The organism is Kitasatospora sp. NPDC058162 (genome assembly GCF_042884005.1).
In the GTDB taxonomy this organism is placed as follows: Bacteria; Actinomycetota; Actinomycetes; order Streptomycetales; family Streptomycetaceae; genus Kitasatospora.
This window is the reverse complement of the sequence record NZ_JBHVUS010000009.1, coordinates 41,265-60,470: the sequence shown is the minus strand read 5'-3', so window position 1 is coordinate 60,470 and position 19,206 is coordinate 41,265. Positions and strand designations below refer to the sequence as shown.

General features: G+C 74.6%; 15 protein-coding genes. 7 read left to right on the top strand and 8 right to left on the bottom strand.

The window, feature by feature from the left end:
- Positions 1–67: 67 nt before the first annotated feature.
- Positions 68–1,024 carry a methylmalonyl Co-A mutase-associated GTPase MeaB gene (gene meaB / locus ACFVXG_RS19480; RefSeq protein WP_350504353.1) on the bottom strand — a complete coding sequence of 319 codons (957 nt, stop codon included), beginning with the start codon at positions 1,022–1,024 and terminating at the stop codon, positions 68–70.
- Between the two features lie 117 nt (positions 1,025–1,141).
- On the bottom strand, positions 1,142–2,350 hold the full coding sequence (locus ACFVXG_RS19475; RefSeq protein WP_387929077.1) for an acetyl-CoA C-acetyltransferase: 1,209 nt from the start codon (positions 2,348–2,350) through the stop codon (positions 1,142–1,144).
- Between the two features lie 268 nt (positions 2,351–2,618).
- Here ACFVXG_RS19475 and mce point away from each other — a divergent pair, with 268 nt between their 5' ends.
- The 3 genes from mce to ACFVXG_RS19460 all read left to right on the top strand — a co-directional run bounded on the left by mce (position 2,619) and on the right by ACFVXG_RS19460 (position 9,412).
- Complete coding sequence (mce, locus tag ACFVXG_RS19470) at positions 2,619–3,062, top strand: methylmalonyl-CoA epimerase (RefSeq protein ID WP_387929075.1); 444 nt, start codon at positions 2,619–2,621, stop codon at positions 3,060–3,062.
- A gap of 509 nt (positions 3,063–3,571) precedes the next feature.
- Positions 3,572–8,365 carry a hypothetical protein gene (locus ACFVXG_RS19465; RefSeq protein WP_387929073.1) on the top strand — a complete coding sequence of 1,598 codons (4,794 nt, stop codon included), beginning with the start codon at positions 3,572–3,574 and terminating at the stop codon, positions 8,363–8,365.
- Between the two features lie 117 nt (positions 8,366–8,482).
- Positions 8,483–9,412 (top strand): cellulose-binding protein, encoded by a 930-nt coding sequence (locus tag ACFVXG_RS19460; RefSeq protein WP_188306039.1) that lies wholly within the window; start codon positions 8,483–8,485, stop codon positions 9,410–9,412.
- Positions 9,413–9,502: 90 nt separating this feature from the next.
- On the opposite strand, the gene ACFVXG_RS19455 is transcribed toward ACFVXG_RS19460, so the two are convergent.
- Complete coding sequence (locus ACFVXG_RS19455; RefSeq protein ID WP_360233680.1) at positions 9,503–9,814, bottom strand: hypothetical protein; 312 nt, start codon at positions 9,812–9,814, stop codon at positions 9,503–9,505.
- Entirely contained in the window at positions 9,811–10,608 is a 798-nt protein-coding gene (locus tag ACFVXG_RS19450) for an alpha/beta fold hydrolase (protein WP_387929071.1), read from the bottom strand. The genes ACFVXG_RS19455 and ACFVXG_RS19450 overlap by 4 nt, the downstream gene beginning before the upstream one ends.
- 105 nt (positions 10,609–10,713) lie before the next feature.
- Between ACFVXG_RS19450 and ACFVXG_RS19445 the strand changes: the two genes are divergently transcribed.
- Together ACFVXG_RS19445 and ACFVXG_RS19440 are read left to right on the top strand one after the other, a co-directional pair.
- Positions 10,714–11,718, top strand: coding sequence for an ABC transporter ATP-binding protein (locus ACFVXG_RS19445; RefSeq protein WP_387929069.1), 1,005 nt, complete (start codon positions 10,714–10,716; stop codon positions 11,716–11,718).
- Between the two features lies 1 nt (position 11,719).
- On the top strand, positions 11,720–12,487 hold the full coding sequence (locus tag ACFVXG_RS19440; RefSeq protein WP_387929067.1) for an ABC transporter permease subunit: 768 nt from the start codon (positions 11,720–11,722) through the stop codon (positions 12,485–12,487).
- A gap of 80 nt (positions 12,488–12,567) precedes the next feature.
- Here ACFVXG_RS19440 and ACFVXG_RS19435 read toward each other — a convergent pair whose 3' ends face one another.
- A complete protein-coding gene (locus ACFVXG_RS19435) occupies positions 12,568–12,891 on the bottom strand; it encodes an ATP/GTP-binding protein (protein WP_387929065.1) in 324 nt (107 codons plus the stop codon).
- A 229-nt stretch (positions 12,892–13,120) separates the two neighbouring features.
- On the opposite strand from ACFVXG_RS19435, the gene ACFVXG_RS19430 reads away from it, so the two are divergent.
- The gene (locus tag ACFVXG_RS19430) at positions 13,121–14,428 is read left to right on the top strand and encodes an LLM class flavin-dependent oxidoreductase (protein WP_387929063.1); all 1,308 of its coding nucleotides are present in this window, start codon (positions 13,121–13,123) and stop codon (positions 14,426–14,428) included.
- Between the two features lie 67 nt (positions 14,429–14,495).
- On the opposite strand, the gene ACFVXG_RS19425 is transcribed toward ACFVXG_RS19430, so the two are convergent.
- Positions 14,496–14,888, bottom strand: a complete 393-nt coding sequence (locus ACFVXG_RS19425) for an SCO5389 family protein (RefSeq protein ID WP_350504362.1) — start codon at positions 14,886–14,888, stop codon at positions 14,496–14,498.
- A 480-nt stretch (positions 14,889–15,368) separates the two neighbouring features.
- On the opposite strand from ACFVXG_RS19425, the gene nucS reads away from it, so the two are divergent.
- Positions 15,369–16,028 (top strand): endonuclease NucS, encoded by a 660-nt coding sequence (nucS, locus tag ACFVXG_RS19420; protein WP_387929062.1) that lies wholly within the window; start codon positions 15,369–15,371, stop codon positions 16,026–16,028.
- A 7-nt stretch (positions 16,029–16,035) separates the two neighbouring features.
- On the opposite strand, the gene ACFVXG_RS19415 is transcribed toward nucS, so the two are convergent.
- A complete protein-coding gene (locus ACFVXG_RS19415; RefSeq protein WP_387929060.1) occupies positions 16,036–18,378 on the bottom strand; it encodes an ATP-binding protein in 2,343 nt (780 codons plus the stop codon).
- A gap of 296 nt (positions 18,379–18,674) precedes the next feature.
- Positions 18,675–18,992 carry an STAS domain-containing protein gene (locus ACFVXG_RS19410; protein WP_387929058.1) on the bottom strand — a complete coding sequence of 106 codons (318 nt, stop codon included), beginning with the start codon at positions 18,990–18,992 and terminating at the stop codon, positions 18,675–18,677.
- Between the last annotated feature and the right edge of the window lie 214 nt (positions 18,993–19,206).

The following is a 19,206-nucleotide window of genomic DNA, read 5'->3' as shown; positions in this document are numbered from 1 at the left end:
ACCCGAACGCGCAGGGCCCCGGACCGCTGGAAACCGCCCAGCCGGTCCGGGGCCCTGCGCGCAACGCTCAGCCCGTGGTCAGGCCCGCCACCAGCTCGTCGGCCGCGCCGTACGGGTCCAGCCCGCCGGTGGCCACCCGCTCGGCCAGGCCGGCCAGGTGGCGGTCGCCGGAGAGGTCGCCGATCCGGGCGCGCAGCTCGGCCAGCGCGATCGCCTCGATCTCCTGGGCGGCCCGACGGCGGCGGCGCGCCGCCAGTTCGCCGGTCTCCTCCAGCCAGGCGCGGTGCTTCTCCAGCGCCTCGACCACCTCGTCCACGCCCTCGCCGCGGGCCGCGACGGTCTTGACGATCGGCGGGCGCCAGTCCCCCGCCCCGCGGGCCTCGCCGAGGCCCAACATGTGGTTGAGCTCCCGGGCGGTGGCGTCGGCGCCGTCCCGGTCGGCCTTGTTGACCACGAAGACGTCGCCGATCTCCAGGATGCCCGCCTTGGCCGCCTGGATTCCGTCGCCCATCCCGGGCGCCAGCAGCACCACGGCGGTGTCGGCCTGGGCGGCGACCTCCACCTCGGACTGGCCCACGCCGACGGTCTCGACCAGGATCACCTCGCAGCCCGCCGCGTCCAGCACCCGCAGCGCCTGCGGCGCCGCCCAGGACAGCCCGCCCAGGTGCCCGCGGGTGGCCATCGAGCGGATGAACACCTCGGGGTCGGTCGCGTGGTCCTGCATCCGGACCCGGTCGCCCAGCAGCGCCCCGCCGGAGAACGGCGAGGACGGGTCGACGGCGAGCACCCCGACCCGCTTGCCGAGCCGCCGGTAGGCGGAGACCAGCGCGGAGGTGGAGGTGGACTTGCCGACCCCGGGCGAGCCGGTCAGGCCCACCGTGTACGCCTGCCCGGTGTACGGCGCGAGCGCGGCCATCGCCTCCCGCAGCTGCGGGGCGGCGTTCTCGACCAGCGTGATCAGCCGGGCGACCGCCCGCGGCCGGCCCTCCCGGGCCTGCTCGACCAGCGTGGCGACATCGATCATCAGGATCTCCTTGCGCAGATGCCGGCGGTTGTCGGCAGCTCCGGCGGTTATCGGCAGATGCCGAAGGGCTGCGGACCACTTGTGGCGGTCCGCAGCCCCGAGGTCACGTCAGAGTGGTCAGGCCTTGGGGCTGCTCTCCTGAGGAACCCGGACGATCAGCGCGTCGCCCTGGCCGCCGCCGCCGCACAGCGCGGCCGCGCCGACCCCGCCGCCGCGGCGCTGCAGCTCCAGCGCGAGGGTGAGCACCACGCGGGCGCCGGACATCCCGATCGGGTGGCCGAGCGCGATCGCGCCGCCGTTGACGTTGACGATGTCGGCGGAGACCCCGAGGTCCTTCATCGACTGGTGGGCGACGGCCGCGAAGGCCTCGTTGATCTCGATCAGGTCGAGGTCGGAGACCTCCAGGCCCTCCTTGCCCAGCGCGTGCTTGATCGCGTTGGACGGCTGCGACTGCAGCGAGTTGTCCGGGCCGGCCACGTTGCCGTGGGCGCCGATCTCGGCGATCCAGGTCAGGCCCAGCTCCTCGGCCTTGGCCTTGCTCATCACGACCACGGCGGCGGCGCCGTCGGAGATCTGCGAGGAGGTGCCGGCGGTGATCGTGCCGTCCTTGGTGAAGGCCGGGCGCAGCTTGGCCAGGCCCTCCACGGTGGTGTCGGCGCGGATGCCCTCGTCCTGGCTGAACAGCACCGGCTCGCCCTTGCGCTGCGGGATGGCGACCGGGACGATCTCGGCCTCGAAGACGCCGTCGGCCTGCGCCTTGGCGGCCCGCTGGTGGGAGGCGGCGGCGATCTCGTCCTGCACGTCGCGCGGGATGCCCAGGCGGGTGTTGTGCTTCTCGGTGGACTCGCCCATCGGGATGTTCTCGTAGGCGTCGGTCAGACCGTCGTGGGCCATCGCGTCGAGCACCTCGACCGCGCCGTACTTGTAGCCCTCGCGGGACTTCGGCAGCAGGTGGGGGGCGTTGGTCATGGACTCCTGGCCGCCGGCCACCACGATGTCGAACTCGCCGGCCCGGATCAGCTGGTCGGCCAGGGCGATCGCGTCCAGGCCGGAGAGGCAGACCTTGTTGATGGTCAGCGCCGGGACGTTCATCGGGATGCCGGCCTTGACGGCCGCCTGGCGGGCCGGGATCTGGCCGGCGCCGGCCTGCAGCACCTGGCCCATGATCACGTACTGGACCTGCTCACCCGTGATGCCGGCCCGCTCCAGCGCGCCCTTGATCGCGAAGCCGCCGAGGTCGGCGCCGGAGAAGCCCTTGAGGGAACCGAGCAGGCGACCCATCGGGGTCCGCGCACCGGCAACGATCACAGAGGTGGTGTTGGTCATGGGACGGGCCCCTTCGCACGTCGTGGCCAGGTGGTGAGGATGCGCTCAGGGTACTGACCCGTTTTCCGCCCGTCACCGGAGCGACGGTGTGATCGAGCGCACTGGCACAGTCCAGTCAACACCGTGTCAACGCGGTCCGGGTGAACGTCCGGACATCTCCCGGCGTGCGAGCGGCGTGTGAGCAGGCTCGCACGTTGGGCACTGGCGCCGCCCGAGGGCCATACGCTGCACTGGGTGCCACTTTCCGTCCACCGCCCTGGAGGTCGCCGTGCTGACCCGTATCGACCACATCGGCATCGCCTGCCGAGACCTCGACAAGACGGTCGAGTTCTACCGCGCCACCTACGGCTTCGAGGTGTTCCACAGCGAGGTCAACGAGGAGCAGGGGGTCCGCGAGGCCATGCTCCGGATCAACGGGACGGACGACGGCGGCGCCTCGTACCTCCAGCTGCTGGAGCCCACCCGCCCGGACTCCACCGTCGCGAAGTGGCTGGAGAAGAACGGCGAGGGCGTGCACCACATCGCCTTCGGCACCGCCGACGTCGACGCCGACTCCGAAGCCATCCGCGACAAGGGCATCCGGGTCCTGTACGAGGAGCCGCGGATCGGCTCGATGGGCTCGCGGATCACCTTCCTGCACCCCAAGGACTGCGGCGGCGTCCTGACCGAGCTGGTCACCTCGGCCCAGCCCGGCGAGCACGAAGAGCACTGAAACGACCTCGGAACCACCCCCGGTGCCGCCCGCTCCCGGGCGGCACACAGGAGTTGAGCCCATAGCGACCCGTCAGTAACCTGGTCCGACAGCCGGAAAACCCCCACGCGGCCATTCCCCCGCGGTGCGGGCCCACTACAATGCCCAGGTGCGCGAAGACTCCGGGGGACGGAGGCGACGGGCACGGCCGATGACAGGCCTGTCCGCCCTCCGGTGGCCGGCCCGTCGCAGGGGAGTCCAGTACGCGGGCACGGCTGAACAGTCGCAAGACGGATCTGTCACCATTCTCCACAGGCAAGAGTTCGCCCAGGAGTCCACCCGGACGGGGGAACGCGGCACGTCCGCGCTCCCGCGACCAGGACTCCGACGACCGCGGCGGACGGCTCCGGCTTGGCAGCGGATCGTCCGGTGACCGCGGATGCAAGGACCAGTCGGACCGGACCCCCGGACACGGGAGCCCTGGACCGGCCGGGTCGAGGACGCGACCAGGAGATGGATGGGACCGCGGAGTGCGGGGCAACGACCGCTACGAGGTTGACGATCACCTCTCCCAGTTCGAGGCCGAGATGGGTCGGACTCGGAAGGAGCGGGACAAGGCAGTCGAGCATGCCGAGGACCTCGCCTACCAGGTGGAGGTGCTCCGGGCCAAGCTGCACGAATCCCGGCGCATGCTCGCCCAGCCGCGCGCCTTCGACGCCGTCTCCGGCCAGGCCGAGCAGATGCTCCGGACCGCCGAGATGCAGGCCCAGCAGATGCGCGCCGACGCCGAGCGCCAGCTGCGCGACTCCCAGGCCGCCACCCAGCGGATCATGGCCGAGACCGCCGAGCGCACCGCCCGGCTGGAGGCCGAGCTCACCGCGCGCCGCCGCCAGCTGGAGGACGAGCTCACCGAGCTGCGCCGCTCCGCCGAGCAGCACGTCAACGGCTGGGCCGAGCAGACCCGGTCCGGCTCCGAGCAGGAGGCCCAGCGCCTGCTGCAGGACGCCCGCGCCGAGGCCGAGCGGATGGTCGCCGCGGCCCGCGCCGAGGCCGCCGCCCTCTCCGACCACGCCCGCGCCCAGACCGCCGCCGACGTGGACGCCGCCCGCGGCGAGGCCCAGGCCGCCGCCGAGGCCGCCCTGCAGAAGGCCCAGAACGACGCCGAGCGGCTGCTGCGCGCCGCCTCCGAGCACGCCCAGCAGGCCGGCGCCCAGGCCGCCGCCGACGTGGACGCGGCCCGCGGCCAGGCCCAGCAGGAGCTGGCCGCCGCCCATGCCGCCGCCGAGCAGCAGCTGGCCGTCGCCCACACCGAGATCAGCCGGCTCAAGGAGCAGGCCGCCGCCGAGCAGGCCCGCGCCGAGCAGCAGCTCGGCGCCGCGAAGGCCGAGATAGAGCGGCTGCGCGACGCGGCGATCGCCGAGGCCGAGCGCGCCCGCCGGGAGGCCACCGAGCTGCGGGTCCAGGCCGAGCAGGCCGCCGAGCAGCTCCAGGCCGACGCCGAGGCCGCCGCCGAGCGCAAGGTCGCCGACGGCGAGGCCGCCACCGAGCAGCGCTCGCAGACCGCCCGGGCCGAGATCGCCCGGCTGGTCGCCAACGCCACCAAGGAGTCCGAGGCCATCCGGGCCGAGGCCGAGGCGGTCCGCGCCGACGCCGCCACCCGGCAGGCCGAGGCGGACGCCGCCAAGGCCGCCGCCGCCGAGGAGGGCGAGCGGCTGCGGGCCACCGCCGAGTCGGTCGCCGCCCAGCTGAAGGCCGAGGCCGAGGCCGCGATCGCCGAGCTGCGCGCCCAGGCCGACCGGGACCTGGCGGAGCTGCGGGCGCAGGCCGAGGCCGACGCCCAGCGACTGCGCGGCGAGGCCGAGGAGGAGGGCCGGGCCGCCGGCGCCAAGGACGCCACCGTCCACCTCGCCAAGGCCGCCAAGACCGCCGAGGAGGTGCTCGGCCGCGCCAACCAGGACGCCGAGACCGCCCGCAGCGAGGCCTCCGCCGAGGCCGAGCGGATCCGCGCCGAGGCGCACGCCGAGGCCCAGCGGCTGCGCGAGCAGGCCCAGGCCGCCGTCGAGCAGGCCCAGAACGCCGCCCTGGACGACGCCGCCGCGATCCGCGAGCGGATCGAGCAGATGCAGGACGAGGCGGCCCGGCTGCGCGCCGAGGCCGAGGAGTTGCGCGCCCAGGCCGCCGCCGAGGCCGACCGGGCCCGCAGCGAGGCCCGCCGCCAGGCCGTCCTGCAGATCGAGGAGTCGGCGAAGAACGCCGAGGAGCTGCTCACCAAGGCCAAGGCCGACGCGGACGAGCTGCGCGCGGGTGCCGCCGGGGAGATCGAGCGGCTGCGCGCCCAGGCCCAGGAGCAGGCCGCCGAGACCCAGGGGCGGGCCGAGCAGACCCTGGCCCGGGCCCGTACCGAGGCCGAGAAGATCACCTCGGCCGCCACCCAGCAGGGCCAGGACGCCGTGGCCGCCGCCAAGGCCGCGGCCGCCGAGAACCGCACCGCCACCGAGCGTGAGACCGCCGAACTCCGGCGCGGCGCAACCGAGTTCGACCAGCGGGTACGCTCCGAGGCGATCGCCGCCGCGGAGGCCGTGACCGCCGAGGCGCAGGCCGAGGCGAACGCCGTCCGGGACGCCGCGGTCGCCGACGCCGAGCGCGTGCGCACCGAGGCCGACACCGAGGCCGCCCGGACCAGGGCCGAGGCCGAGGCCACCGCGAACGCGCTGCGCGAGGAGAGCCGGCGCGAGCACGAGGAGGCCGCCGCCGGGCTGCGGAGCGAGCGCGAGGAGACCGCCGAGCAGCTGGCCGGCGCCCGCACCGCCCGCGAGCAGGCCGAGCAGGGCGCCGCCGAGCTGACCGAGCGCACCGCCCGGGAGAGCGCCGAGGTCCGCGCGGCCGCCGACCGGTACGCCGCCGAGCAGCGCGAGGAGGCCGACCGGTACGCCGTCGACCACCGCGCCGAGGCCGAGCGGGCCGCGGCCGAGCTGCGCGCCCTCGCCCTGCAGGAGACCACCCAGCAGCGCGAGGCCGCCGAGGCCCACGCCGACCGCGTCCGGACCGAAGCCGAACACCACGCCACCGAGCTGCGCACCGAGGTCGAGCAGTACGCCGCCGACCACCGCGCCGAGGCCGAGCGGGCCGCGGCCGAGCTGCGCGCCCTCGTCCAGCAGGAGACCACCCAGCAGCGCGAGGCCGCCGAGGCCCACGCCGACCGCGTCCGCACCGAAGCCGAACACCACGCCACCGAGCTGCGCACCGAGGTCGAGCAGTACGCCGCCGACCACCGCGCCGAGGCCGACGAGCTGCTGGAGCACGCCGAGACCGCCGCCGAGCAGCGCCGGGCCGAGGCCGCCCAGGACGCCAAGGCCACCCGCGAGAAGGCCGCCGCCGAACTGGCGCTGGCCAACGAGCAGGCCGAGACCGTCCGGGCCGAGGCCGGCCGGGAGCTGTCCGAGGCCCGCGCCACCGCCGACGGCATCCGCGCCGAGGCCGCCGCCGAGCTGGAGCAGGCGCGCGCCGACGGCGAGGACGTGGTGGCCGCCGCCCGGGCCGAGGGCGCCGAGCTGGTCGCCGCCGCCGACGAGGAGGCCGCCGAGGTCCGCCAGTCGGTGGCCGGCCTGCACGAGGCCGCCGCCGAGCAGATCGCCACGCTGCGGGCCGCCGCGGAGCAGGACGCCGCGGACACCCGCGACCGGGCCGAGCTGGACGCCGCCGAGGTGCGCGAGCTGGCCGAGCGCGAGACCGCCGAGCAGCGTGAGGCCGCCGACCGGTACGCCGCCGAGGTACGCGAGTCGGCCGACCGGGAGACCGCCGAACAGCGCGACCTGGCCGAGCGCGAGACCACCGAGCAGCGCGAGCTCGCCGACCGGTACGCCGCCGAGCTGCGCGCCCGGACCGAGGCCGAGACCACCGCCCTGCGCGAGCGGACCGAGCGGGAGCTCACCGCCGAGCGCGAGGCCGTCGAGGCCGAGCTCGGCCGGCAGCGGGCCGAGGCCCAGGCCTACGACGAGCAGCTGCGCGCCGAGGCCGAGGCCGAGCTGCGGGCCGCCCAGGAGACCGCCGAGCAGCTGCGCGCGGACGCCGCGGCGCAGGCCGCCCGTACCGTCGCCGACGCCGACGCCCTGGGCCTGCGGACGATCGCCGACGCCGAGGAGCTGGCCGCCGGGCTGCGCGCCGAGGCCGAGGAGTACGCGCTCGCCACCCGCACCCTGGCCGACGACTACGACACCGCCACCCACGCCCGCGCCGACGCCTACGACGCGGAGACCCGGGAGGCCGCCGAGCAGTTCGACAAGGCCACCCGCGAGCGGGCCAAGTCCGTCCTGGAGAAGGCCTTCGCCGACGCCGAGTCGCTCGGCGAGGACGCCCAGACCACCGCGCTGGCCACCACCGCCGCCGCCGAGGAGCAGGCGGACGCGATGGTCGCCGCCGCCCGCAAGGAGGCCGACCGGCTGGTCGCGGCCGGCGAGGCCGCCGGTCAGGCCGAGGTCGAGAAGGGCCGCTCCGACGCCGACACCCTGCTCGCCGAGGCCCGCCGGGACGCCACCGCGATCCGCGAGCGCGCCGAGGAGCTGCGCGAGCGCACCGACGCCGAGGTGGAGGCGCTGCACGAGCGGGCCCGCAAGGAGAACGCGGCGGCCATGAAGTCGGCCGGCGAGCGGGTGGACGCGCTGGTAACGGCCGCCCAGGAGCAGCTGACCGAGGCCGAGGAGCAGGCGGTGGCCACCGTCGCCGAGGCCGAGGACCGCGCCGCCGCCCTGGTCGCGGCCGCCGAGGACCGGGCCTCCGAGCTCACCTCGGAGGCCTCCGCGGAGGCCAGCAAGGTCCGGCTGTCCGCCGTCCGCAAGGCCGAGGGCCTGCTCAAGGAGGCGGAGACCAAGCTCGCCACCTCCACCGACCGGGCCGAGTCGCTGATCGAGAAGTCCGAGGCGAAGCTGCGCTCGGCGGAGGCGGAGGCCGAGGAGCGGCTCGACAGCGCGGCCGCCGAGGCGGAGAAGCGGCTGCGCGACGCCGACCGCACCGCGGACGAGCAGATCGAGCTGGCGAAGGCGGAGGCGGAGCGGCTGGTCGCCGAGGCGAAGGCCGAGGCCGAGCGGGTCACCGACGAGGGCCGGCGCGAGCTGGACGAACTGGTGCGCCGCCGCAAGGACATCAACACCGAGATCTCCAGGGTCCAGGACGTGCTGTCGGCGCTGGAGGCGTTCGAGGCACCGTCACCGGTCGCCCAGGGCAACGGGGGAAGCAACACCAAGAAGGACGGGGGCACCAAGGCCGGTGCCGGAGTCGGCTCGCCCCGGTCGGGTGGCAATCGCTCCAAGAGCGCACCACCCGATTGAGCGGACATTGGCGGTCATTGTCCGTGAGACAACGGCATTTCGCCGTCGACACTCCGGTACCGTGTCAGGATTCCCTCAACCACCTCAGCGGTTTGACGACAGGAAGCCCAGAGTCCCATGAGCGACAGTCACTCCCCTCACGGCTTCGACCTGGTACGCCGTGGGTACGAGCGCGCCCAGGTCGACGAGCGGATCACCAAGCTGGTGGCCGACCGTGACAGCGCACTGACCCGGATCAGTGCGCTGGAGAAGCGCATCGAGGAGCTCCACCTCGAAACGCAGACCGCCCAGGCGGCGGTCGCCGAGCAGGAGCCCTCCTACGCCGGTCTCGGCGCCCGGGTCGAGAAGATCCTGCGGCTCGCCGAGGAGGAGGCCAAGGACCTGCGCGACGAGGCGCACCGCGCCTCCGAGCAGCACCGCGAGCTGGCCGAGGCCGCCGCCCAGCAGGTCCGCACCGAGGCCGAGAACTACGCCAAGGACCGCAAGGCCAAGGCGGAGGACGAGGGTCTGCGGATCGTCGACAAGGCGAAGAGCGACTCCGCCCAGCTGCGCGCCGAGGCCAACAAGGACGCCCAGAACAAGCGTGAGGAGGCGGACGCCCTCTTCGAGGAGACCCGCACCAAGGCCGCCCAGGCCGCGCTGGAGTTCGAGACGAACCTGGCCAAGCGCCGCGAGCAGTCCGAGCGCGACCTGGCCGCCCGTCAGGCCAAGGCCGAGAAGCGCCTCGCCGAGATCGAGCACCGGGCCGAGCAGCTGCGCCTGGAGGCCGAGAAGCTGCGCACCGACGCCGAGCGCCGGGCCCGCCAGACCGTCGAGACGGCCCAGCGCCAGTCCGAGGACATCGTGGCGGACGCCAACGCCAAGGCGGACCGCATCCGCAGCGAATCCGAGCGCGAGCTGGCGGCGCTGACCAACCGCCGCGACAGCATCAACGCCCAGCTGACCAACGTCCGCGAGATGCTGGCGACGCTGACCGGCGCGGCCGTGGCCGCCGCCTCGCTGCCGAACGACGACACCATGGGCGTGCCAGCCCAGCAGTCGCGCTGACGCAGCCGCTGACGCGGTTCCGCGACAGGCCCTCACCCGCTGGGGTGAGGGCCTGTCGCATGTCCGCGTGTCACCACTCCGGGCCCTTTTTCACCGGGGGTAGGCCCCGTCGGGCCGCTGGTGCCCGCTGCTGAGCTGGTTGCCCTCGTCGTCCGAGACGGTGCCGTACCAGGAGGTGCACCAGACCGACACCGAGTCGGGCCAGTACTGCACCTCGAAGGGGTGTCCGGACCCGTAGTCGCCGTACGAGGTGACGATGAAGGTCTCGCCCGGGCGCATCCAGTAGTCCTCGCCGAGCGGCTCCAGGGTCAGCTCCACCAGCCCCTCGCCGCGGTTGGTCACCGGCATCCGGCCGGTGACCTCCAGCGCGGAGAAGTCCCAGCCCGCCGCGTCCGGGCTCATCCGGCGGCCACCCGGGCGAGCAGCCGGCGGACGGCGGCGTCGAACGCCCCCGGGGACTCCAGGGCGCTCAGGTGGCCCACGCCGGGGACGACGGTCAGTTCGGCGTCCGGGCATGCCCGGAGCATCAGTTCGGCCTCCTCCGGCGCCACCAGGGCGTCCAGGGCGCCCGCGAGGAACGCGACCGGCACCCGGAGCCCGGCCAGTACGTCCAGGGAGTCCGGACGGGCCGCCATGGCCCGCTGGGCCCAGGCGACGGAGGCCGGCGGCGCGGCGGCCACCATCGTCTGCACCCGCTCCACCAGGTGCTGCGAGTCGGGCCCGAGCTGCCCGGCCGCGACCTGCTCGTCCAACAGCAGCCGGACGCTGCCCCGGGCGGTGACGGCGGCGGCGATCCGCTCCCGGTTGGCCCGGGCGGCGTCGGTGTCGGCGGTGGCGCGGGTGTTGGCCAGCAGCAGGCCGGACAGCCGGTCCGGGTGGCGGCGGGCGAGGGCGAGCGCCACGTAGCCGCCCATGGAGAGGCCGCCGACCACGGCGCGGTCGATCCCGGCCGCGTCCAGCAGCAGCGCCAGGTCGTCGGCGACGAGGTCCAGCGAGGGTTCGTCGGCGCCCAGCTCGGTGCCGCCGAAACCCCGCTGGTCGGGGGCGAGCACCCGGACCTCGTCCCCGGTGAGTCCGGGCAGCGCGTCCAGCTGGGCGGACCACATCGAGGAGTTCAACGGGAAGGCGTGCAGCAGCACGAGGGGTGTTCCGGTACCGCTCTCGCGGACGGACACTGCGAAAGGGAGCTGACTCATGCAGCCACCGTATTCGGGTGGACGGGGTGAGCCCACTCAGCGGGCCCACCCGACGGGCCCCGGCATCCGCTTTGTCCTAGCCTGCCAGAGAGTAAGGGAGCGCCAATGATCGAGTTGCACGACCTGACAAAACGTTACGGCAAGACGCTCGCGGTGGACCGGCTCAGCTTCACCGTCCCCCAGGGCGTGGTCACCGGCTTCCTCGGCCCCAACGGCGCGGGCAAGTCCACCACCATGCGCATGATCCTCGACCTGGACCGCCCCACCAGCGGCCGGGTCACCATCGACGGCCGGCGCTACGGGCAGCTCAGCGAGCCGCTCAAGTACATCGGCGCCCTGCTGGAGGCCAAGGCCGTCCACCCCGGCCGCACCGCCCGCGACCACCTGCTCTGGCTCGCCCAGAGCAACCGGATCCCGACCAGGCGGGTGGACGAGGTGCTCTCCCTGGTCGGCCTCACCCCGGTCGCCCGCAAGCGCGCCCGCGGCTTCTCGCTCGGCATGGGCCAGCGCCTGGGCATCGCCTCCGCCCTGCTCGGCGACCCGGAGATCGTCATGTTCGACGAACCGGTCAACGGGCTCGACCCGGAGGGCATCCTCTGGATCCGCAACCTGATGAAGCGCCTGGCCGGCGAGGGCCGGACGGTCTTCGTCTCCTCCCACCTGATGAGCGAGATGGCCGTCACCGCCGACCACCTGGTGGTCATCGGCAAGGGCCGGCTGCTCGCCGACCTGCCGATGCCGGAGTTCATCCGGCGCAACTCCCGCTCCGCCGTCCGGCTGCGCACCCCCCAGCCCGAGCGCCTGCTCGACGTCCTGGCCGGGGCCGGACTGCGGCACGAAGCGGGCCCCGACGGCTCCTACGAGGTGGTCGACGGCGACATCGCCCGGCTCGGCGAACTGGTCTCCGCGCACGGTGTGGTGCTGCACGAACTCAGCCCCCAGCAGGCCTCGTTGGAGGAGGCGTTCATGCAGATGACGGCGGACTCGGTGGAGTACCACGCGGGCGACGGCCCCGGCCGGGACGCCGCCGGCGCCCCCGGGGAATGGGGCGCGGGCTGGAAGGCGGACGGCAGCCGGCCGACCGCGGCGGCGCGGCAGGAGGAGAACTGAGATGACGTCCTTCCCGGCGATCCTGCGCTCCGAGTGGACGAAGATCCGCAGCGTCCGCTCCACGGTCTGGACGCTCGCCCTGGCCTTCGTGGTCACCGTCGGCATCGGCGCGCTGCTGTCCCTGCTCACCAACAACAACTTCACCGAGTTCAGACGCCACGAGCAGACCCCGTTCGACGCCACCGGCACGGCCTTCTCCGGCATCATGCTCGGCGAGCTGGCGATCATCGTCTTCGGGGTGCTGGCGATCGGCAACGAGTACAGCAGCGGCATGATCAGGGTCACCCTGGCCGCCGTCCCCCAGCGCGGCACCCTGCTGGCCGGCAAGGCGATGGTGCTCGGCTCGCTCGCCCTGGCCGTCTCGCTGGTGACCGCCTTCGTCACCTTCTTCGTCGGCCAGGCGCTGCTCGGCTCGCACTCCACCACCCTGGACGAGCCGAACGTGCTGCGCGCGGTGCTCGGCGCCGCGCTCTACCTGACGATGCTCTGCCTGTTCTCGGCCGGCGTCACCGCCATGCTGCACAACCAGACGCTCGCCCTGGGCGTGCTGGTGCCGTTCTTCTTCCTGCTCTCGCCGATCCTCTCGGCGGTGCCGAAGGTCAAGACCCTGGCCCACTACTTCCCCGACTACGCCGGCTCGCGGATGCTGCTGGTCTACGAGCAGAACGGCCAGCCGTACGGGCCGTGGGCGGGCTTCACGATCTGCCTGGCCTGGACGCTGGCGGCGCTGGTCGGCGGCGCGCTGGTGCTCAAGAACCGCGACGCGTAAGGGCGTTCGGGCTTTCGAGCGGCAGTCGGACCGGTTCGGATCAGTTCGGGTCGGTTCGGGGCGGTTCGGGGCGGTTCGGATCAGTACCGCGGAGCGCCGCGGCCTCGCAGCACGTTGGAGGCCCGGCGCTCCCGCGCCCCCCAGCACGCCCGGTGCCAGTGCCGCCGGTCGTCCACCCCGCCGCCGTGCATCGGCCAGGCCACCACGTGGCCCACCCGGGGCGGGATCTCCTGGTCGCAGCCCGGGCAGCGGTAGAACCGTCCCGACGTCCCGGCGACCGTCTGCACCACCCAGTCGTCACCCTGGTAGCTCTCGGTGCGGCGCAGCGAACCGCCGAGCGGGGCGGCGGCCGGCTCGGCGTTCTCGCGGTCGGCGGCGCTCTTGATCCGGTTGCGGCGGGGCACGGCGGACTGCCTCTCTTCCGGGGGCTCGAAGTCGTTCCAGCCTACGGGTGTCAAACCCTTTTATTGGCCCCTATCACGGCATCGGCCGACCGTCCGGGCTTTTTGCCGAGATCCACCCGATCATCGGGGAAATTCGGGGTTCCGCGTGCCATTGGCACATGACATCGGATACCCACGAAGGGACAGGCGGGGCCCGCAGACCCTGCGTGCACCCGAGGAGGCCACCAGGATGACCAAGACCAGCCCGCGCGCCGAGACCCGCCGACCCGTCGGCGTGCGCCCGCCCGCCCCCGGCCCGACACTCACCTCCGTACCGCCGCACGCCGTCACGGGCGAACCGCTGGGCGCCGTGCAACGCGCCGGCGCACTGCCGCCGGACACCGCACCGGTACGGGTCGGCGCGTTCCTGTTGTCCGCGCAGTTCCCCGGCCAGAGCCACGGCGAGGTGCTGGAGCGCACCGTCCGGGCCACCGTCGAGGCCGAACGCGCGGGCCTGGACAGCGTATGGCTGGCCGAGCACCACTTCGTCCCGTACGGGGTCTGCCCCAACGCCGCGACCCTCGCCGCACTGCTGCTCGGCCGCACCCGCCGGATCGGCATCGGCACCGCGGTCAGCGTGCTCTCCACCAGCCACCCGGTGACGCTCGGCGAACAGGCCGCACTGCTGCACCTCACCTCCGGCGGGCGCTTCACGCTCGGGGTGGGCCGCGGCGGGCCGTGGATCGACCTGGACGTGTTCGGCAGCGGCGTGGGCGCCTTCGAGAACGGCTTCCCGGAGCGGCTGGACCTGCTGCTGCGCTGGCTGCGCGGCTCCCGGGTGGGCGCGGACGGGCCGCAGTTCTCCTTCCCCGAGGTGGCGGTGGTGCCGCAGGCCACCGAGTCGCCGCGCCGCCCGGGCCTGGGCAGCTGGCTCGGCCTGGACGAGCCCACCGGCCCGGTGCTCTTCCCCCGCCAGCGCCAGGACGCCGACGGCCTCGGCGAGGAACTCACCAGCGCCGGACGGCCGGTGGCCGGGCCGCCGGTGGTGGTCGCCTGCACCTCCCCGGGCGGGGTGCGGCTGGCCGCCGAACGCGGCCTGCCGATGCTGCTCGGCATGCACTCCGGCGACGACGACAAGCTGCGGATGCTGGAGCTCTACCGCACCGCCTGGCTGGCCGCCGGACGCGGCGAGGAGCAGCTGCGCCGGGTGACCCGCCAGCACGTCGCGGCGGGCGTGGCCCAGGTGGAGGACCGCGCCTCGACGGCCCGGGCCACCCTGCTGAACGCGATGCCCGGCTGGTTCGAGCACGGGCTCGGCGCCCACCGCACCGTGGACGGCCGCGAGCGCAAGATGCGCGACCCGCACCAGTACACCGAACTGCTCTGCGACCTGCACGCGGTGGGCACCCCGAGGCAGTGCGCCGACCGGCTGCTGGCCACCGCCGAGCGCACCGGCATCCGCCGCTTCGCCCTGCTCGCGGAGGGCAGCGGAGACCGCGAGGCGACCCTGCACAACATCGCCCGGCTCGGCTCCGAAGTACTGCCGCAGCTGGGCTGACCGCACCGGCCCGGACCGCCGCCCCTCCCCCCGCACCGGGGGACGGGGGCGGCCGGCTCCGGCCGGTTCAGCAGTCCCGCAGCTCCTCGGACTGGTTGAGCAGCTGCTCCCGGACGGAGGTGAAGCGGTCGTACCGCGCCTCGTTGGCCTCCGACGGCACGAACACCGCCACCCGGTGACAGTTCTGGAAGGCCAGCCGGACGCCGAAGTGGCGCTGCAGGGCGCCCCGGATGGCATCGCTGGCCAGGGCGCGCAGCAGCTGGCCGCGGGCCTGCTCGCTGGGCGGCGGCACCTGGTTGTCGGCGAAGTCGGTGCCGTCGACCTTCGCCTGGGCGACCAGCGAGCTGATCAGGTCCCAGGCGTACGGCAGCGAGACGCGGACGCAGTCGACGAATTCCCGCTCGTCGACCTCGCCCCGCTCGGCCTTTTCCAGCAGGGCCGGTGAGACGTCGAGCGACATGGATTCTCCTCTCACGGTCCACCCGCGCGGCGCCCGGGTGGTCATGCGTAGTCCAAGCTCACAGGGAGGGTGGGCGGAACAGCAGGTGGTGTCCGGAACGCCGTCGGACGGGCGTTTCCGGCACCTGTTGCGAAGGCGGCGGCGCAACAGGACGTGACGTCCCGAACACCGACCGCGTCAGAACAGCGTGGCAGTCAACGGCGGAGCAGGCCTGTCGTTCCTGCGGATTGCTCCGGAAATACGCCGTGGTGCACCAGAATGGCCTGATCCCGTCGGATCGTTCATCTGAAGTCTCCATCCCCGTTGACAGCGACCCCGCATCCGTACCGTCACACACCGTAGCGACCCGAGGGGGCGTACGCCAGAGCGCGGCGAGCGGTGGCGGGACCGCGAACCTCCATGTTCGCGGGGTTCGCGCTTTCTTCACCCGGTCCTCGCGGAATCGCATCAACTGGCCCCGGTGGGCTAGCGTGGTCGACCGTGCGTCTCGTAATTGCCCGCTGCTCAGTCGACTATGCCGGTCGGCTCTCCGCCCATCTGCCCTCCGCCACCAGGCTGATCCTGGTCAAGGCCGACGGCAGCGTCAGCATCCACGCCGACGACCGCGCCTACAAGCCGCTCAACTGGATGTCCCCGCCGTGCGTCCTCAAGGAGGCCGACGGGGTCTGGACGGTGGAGAACAAGGCCGGCGAGAAGCTCATCATCACGCTGGAGGAGGTGCTGCACGACTCCTCCCACGAACTCGGGGTGGACCCCGGCCTGATCAAGGACGGCGTCGAGGCCCACCTCCAGGAGCTGCTCGCCGACCGGATGGAGGTGCTCGGCAGCGGCTGGTCGCTGATCCGCCGCGAGTACCCGACCGCGATCGGCCCGGTCGACATCCTCTGCCGCGACGGGGACGGTGCCACCGTCGCCGTCGAGATCAAGCGCCGCGGCGAGATCGACGGTGTCGAACAGCTCACCCGCTACCTCGAACTCCTCAACCGGGACCCGCTGCTGGCCCCGGTCAAGGGCGTCTTCGCCGCGCAGGAGATCAAGCCCCAGGCCCGCGTCCTGGCCACCGACCGGGGCATCGGCTGCGTGGTGCTGGACTACGACGAGCTGCGCGGCATCGACGACGACAAGCTCAAGCTGTTCTGACCGTTCACTACGGCTTCGCGGGAGTCGTCGTCGGCGCCCCGGTCGGGCTGGCCGAGGTCGACGGCGGGGGTGTGGTCGGTGCGGACGTGGTCGGCGCGGGCGGGTTCGGCGTCGGTGACGTGCCGGTGCCGCCACCGGTCTGACCACCACTTCCCCCACCACTTCCCCCGCCGTTGCCACCGCCGTTGCCACCGCCGCTGCCGCCACCCGAACCGCCCTGCTTCGGCGGCTCCGGCGGCTGCGGCTGCCCCGGGGCGGGCTGCTGCGGCTGCCCCTGCGGGGCGTCCGAGCCGGTCGCCCCCGGCGAGGCGCTGGGCCGCTTCGACGGCGAGGCGCTCGGCGAGTGCGAGGCACTGCCGCTCGCCGAGGGCTCCGGGCCGGCCCCCGTCCCCGCCGGTGCGCCCGGCTCGGTGCCGGGAGCACCGGACGGGCCCGGGGAGTTGTCGGCGGACGGCAGCGGCGCCGGCGCGTTGCCGGTCTCGCCGACCTGGTCCAGCTGACCGTGCGGCTCCTTCCCCTTGGGCTCCTCCGGCCCGGCGAGGCTCATCGCCACCGCCGTACCGAGCACCCCGAAGGTGAGCAGCGCCGCAGAGGCCACCACCACCCGGCGGCGCTTGCCGGTCCGGGCCTTCAGGCCGGCCGGCACCCGGGCGGCGATCTTGCGGATCACCGGCCCGCGGCTCGGCGCCGCGGCCGCGGCGGCGGGCAGTTGGCGGCCGTCGGCGCGCAGCAGGTCCAGCATCCGGCGCGCGGAGGCGACCCCGCGCTGCTCCCCACCGGTGGCCCGCAGGGTGAGCGCGGTCTCCAGTTCGGCGATCGCCCGGGAGGGCTGCTGGAGGCAGATCGCGAGCACGCCGGCCTCGTGGTGGAACCAGGCCTGGTCGACCGTCGATCCGGTCCGCCGGGCCGCCTCCAGGCCGAGCTGCAGCACCCGCTCCCAGGCGCCCCAGCGCAGCGAGAGCGCCAGGGCGGGCGCCGCCGCCCGGGCCAGCCGGACGACCGCGTCGTGCCGCCCGGCGGTCCGGTCCGCGAGCAGCACCCCGATCAGCACCTCGGCCTCGGCGGCGATCTGCGCCAGCGACACCGAGCTGTGCCCGACCCACCAGGCGAAGTGCTGGGCGGCGCCGTCCACGCTGCCGCGGGCCGGCCAGTGCGGGAGGAGCAGTTCGAGCGCCCCGGCGGTCAGTCGGTGGTGCCCGCCGATGGACACCGCGAGTCCGGCGTCGGCGAGTTCGGCCAGCGCGCTCTCGCCCTGGCCGACGTCGATCAGCGCGGGCAGGTGCGGCGCGGTGGGGCACTCGCCGCCGAGCGCGACGGCCAGCCGCAGCACGGCCTGCGCGGGCTCGCTGAGCCCCTCCGCGAGCCGGACGGCGGGCGAGGCGGTCTCCGCGACCGAGGGCAGCGGGACGGTGCGCCGCAGCGCGTTCTCCCGGATCGCCGGGTCGGGGTCGTGGACGGGTTCGTCGACCGCGCCGAAGACGTCCAGCCGGTCCTCCTCGGCGGCGACCAGCGCGTCCACCGAGACGTCCCGCTGGCGCAGCAGCGCGGCGGCCTGGACGAAGCGCAGCGGCAGGCCCTCGGACTCGAACCAGAGGTCGACCGCCCAGGCCTTCTCGGCGACGTCCAGCGGACGCCCGGCGAGCCGGCCGGTGAGGGCCAGGCAGGCGGGCCGGGAGAGCCCGGGGACGAGGTGGTCGCGCAGCCGGGAGTCGGCGGGCAGCGACGGGCCGCCGGGGGCGACCGAGATCAGGAAGGCGCAGCCGGGGGCGGCGGCGAGCAGTTCCTCCAGCTCGGCGCCGACCGGCTCGGCCTCGTCGATCACGACGACCGCCCGGACCCCGGCGAGGTGGGCGGCCAGCCCACCCGGGTCGGGCCGGTAGCCGGGGGCGTGGTGGGTCGCCGCGAAGAGGTCCTGGAGCAGGTCGGCGGCGGTGCGGCGGTGGCCGCAGAGCTGGACGACACCGCCGGGGGCGAGGTCGGCGGCGGCCTCGGCGACGGCCGACAGCAGGGTGCTGCGGCCCGAGCCGGCCTGGCCGACCAGGCGTATCGAGCGGCCCTCGGCGAGCAGGCCGAGCAGCTCGGCGATGTCGGCCTCGCGGTCGAGCAGCGGCATGTCGGTGGGACCGGCGCCCAGGGCGAGCGGGCCGACCGCCCGGCCGACGCCGCCGACCGGGCCGCGGGCGGGCTCGCTGCGTTCGATCCGGCGCGGGCGGGGCCGCCACTCCTCCGGACAGGGGCGGGCCTCGGAGCCGTCCGGGGCCCCGACGCCGACCAGCAGGCCGCCGGAGACCAGTTCGCCGCCGCGGGTGCGGGCGGCCTCCTGCCGGAACTCCCCGGATGGCTGTGCCACGTTCTGCTCCGTATCGTGTTCGGCCGCCGGCGCCCCGCGCCGGCCGGCACACGTCTCGGTCGCGGCCGCGGGCGGGCTGTGGGCAGCCGGCCCCGGGCGGCCGTCATCTGACGGGCAGACTCTTGCACATCCGGGCCCGGGAGTGCAGCGCGGTCCGGTGCGGGGAAGGTGAAGGCCGGAAAGGCCCGTCGGACCGGACGCAGACGCGGCGGGCGGCCGGACAGTCGTGCGGACGGGCGTGCGGCGCTTCCTGCGCGCCGCTTCGTACGCCCCCCAAAAGACGGGCGAGGCGGGCCCTAGGAGGCCTGCACCTCGGGGATCCCGCCGTCGACGGCGAGGATGCGGTGCAGCTTGGTGGCCACCAGCAGCCGTTGGAGCTGCGCGGGGACGGCGCGCAGGACGAGCCGGCGGCCGATCCGGCCGGCCCGCCGGTGGGTGCCCATGATCACCCCGAGGCCGGTGGCGTCCCAGAACTCCAGTCGGCCGAGGTCCAGCACGAGGTCGCCGAGGCCGCCGTCCACGGCCTGGTGCAGCCGGGACCGCGCGTCGGCGGCGGTGCGCACGTCGAGGCGGCCTTCGATGGCCAGCGCCGTGTGGTCGCCGGTGATGCGCATGCTCTCCTCCTTCGCCTGGGTGGCCTGGTGCGGGGTGGGTCCGGCCCCGGCCGCGACGGGCCGGGAGGCGGGACGGCCCCCGGATCGGAGTGGGACTGCCCGGGCGGAGCGCCTGTGACGGCTCGGCTCGCGCCCGGCCCCGGTCGGAATGCCGGGTTCCCTCATCTGACGGTGGAGCAGCGCCGCAGGTTGCTGGTTTCCGCCGTGATCTGAA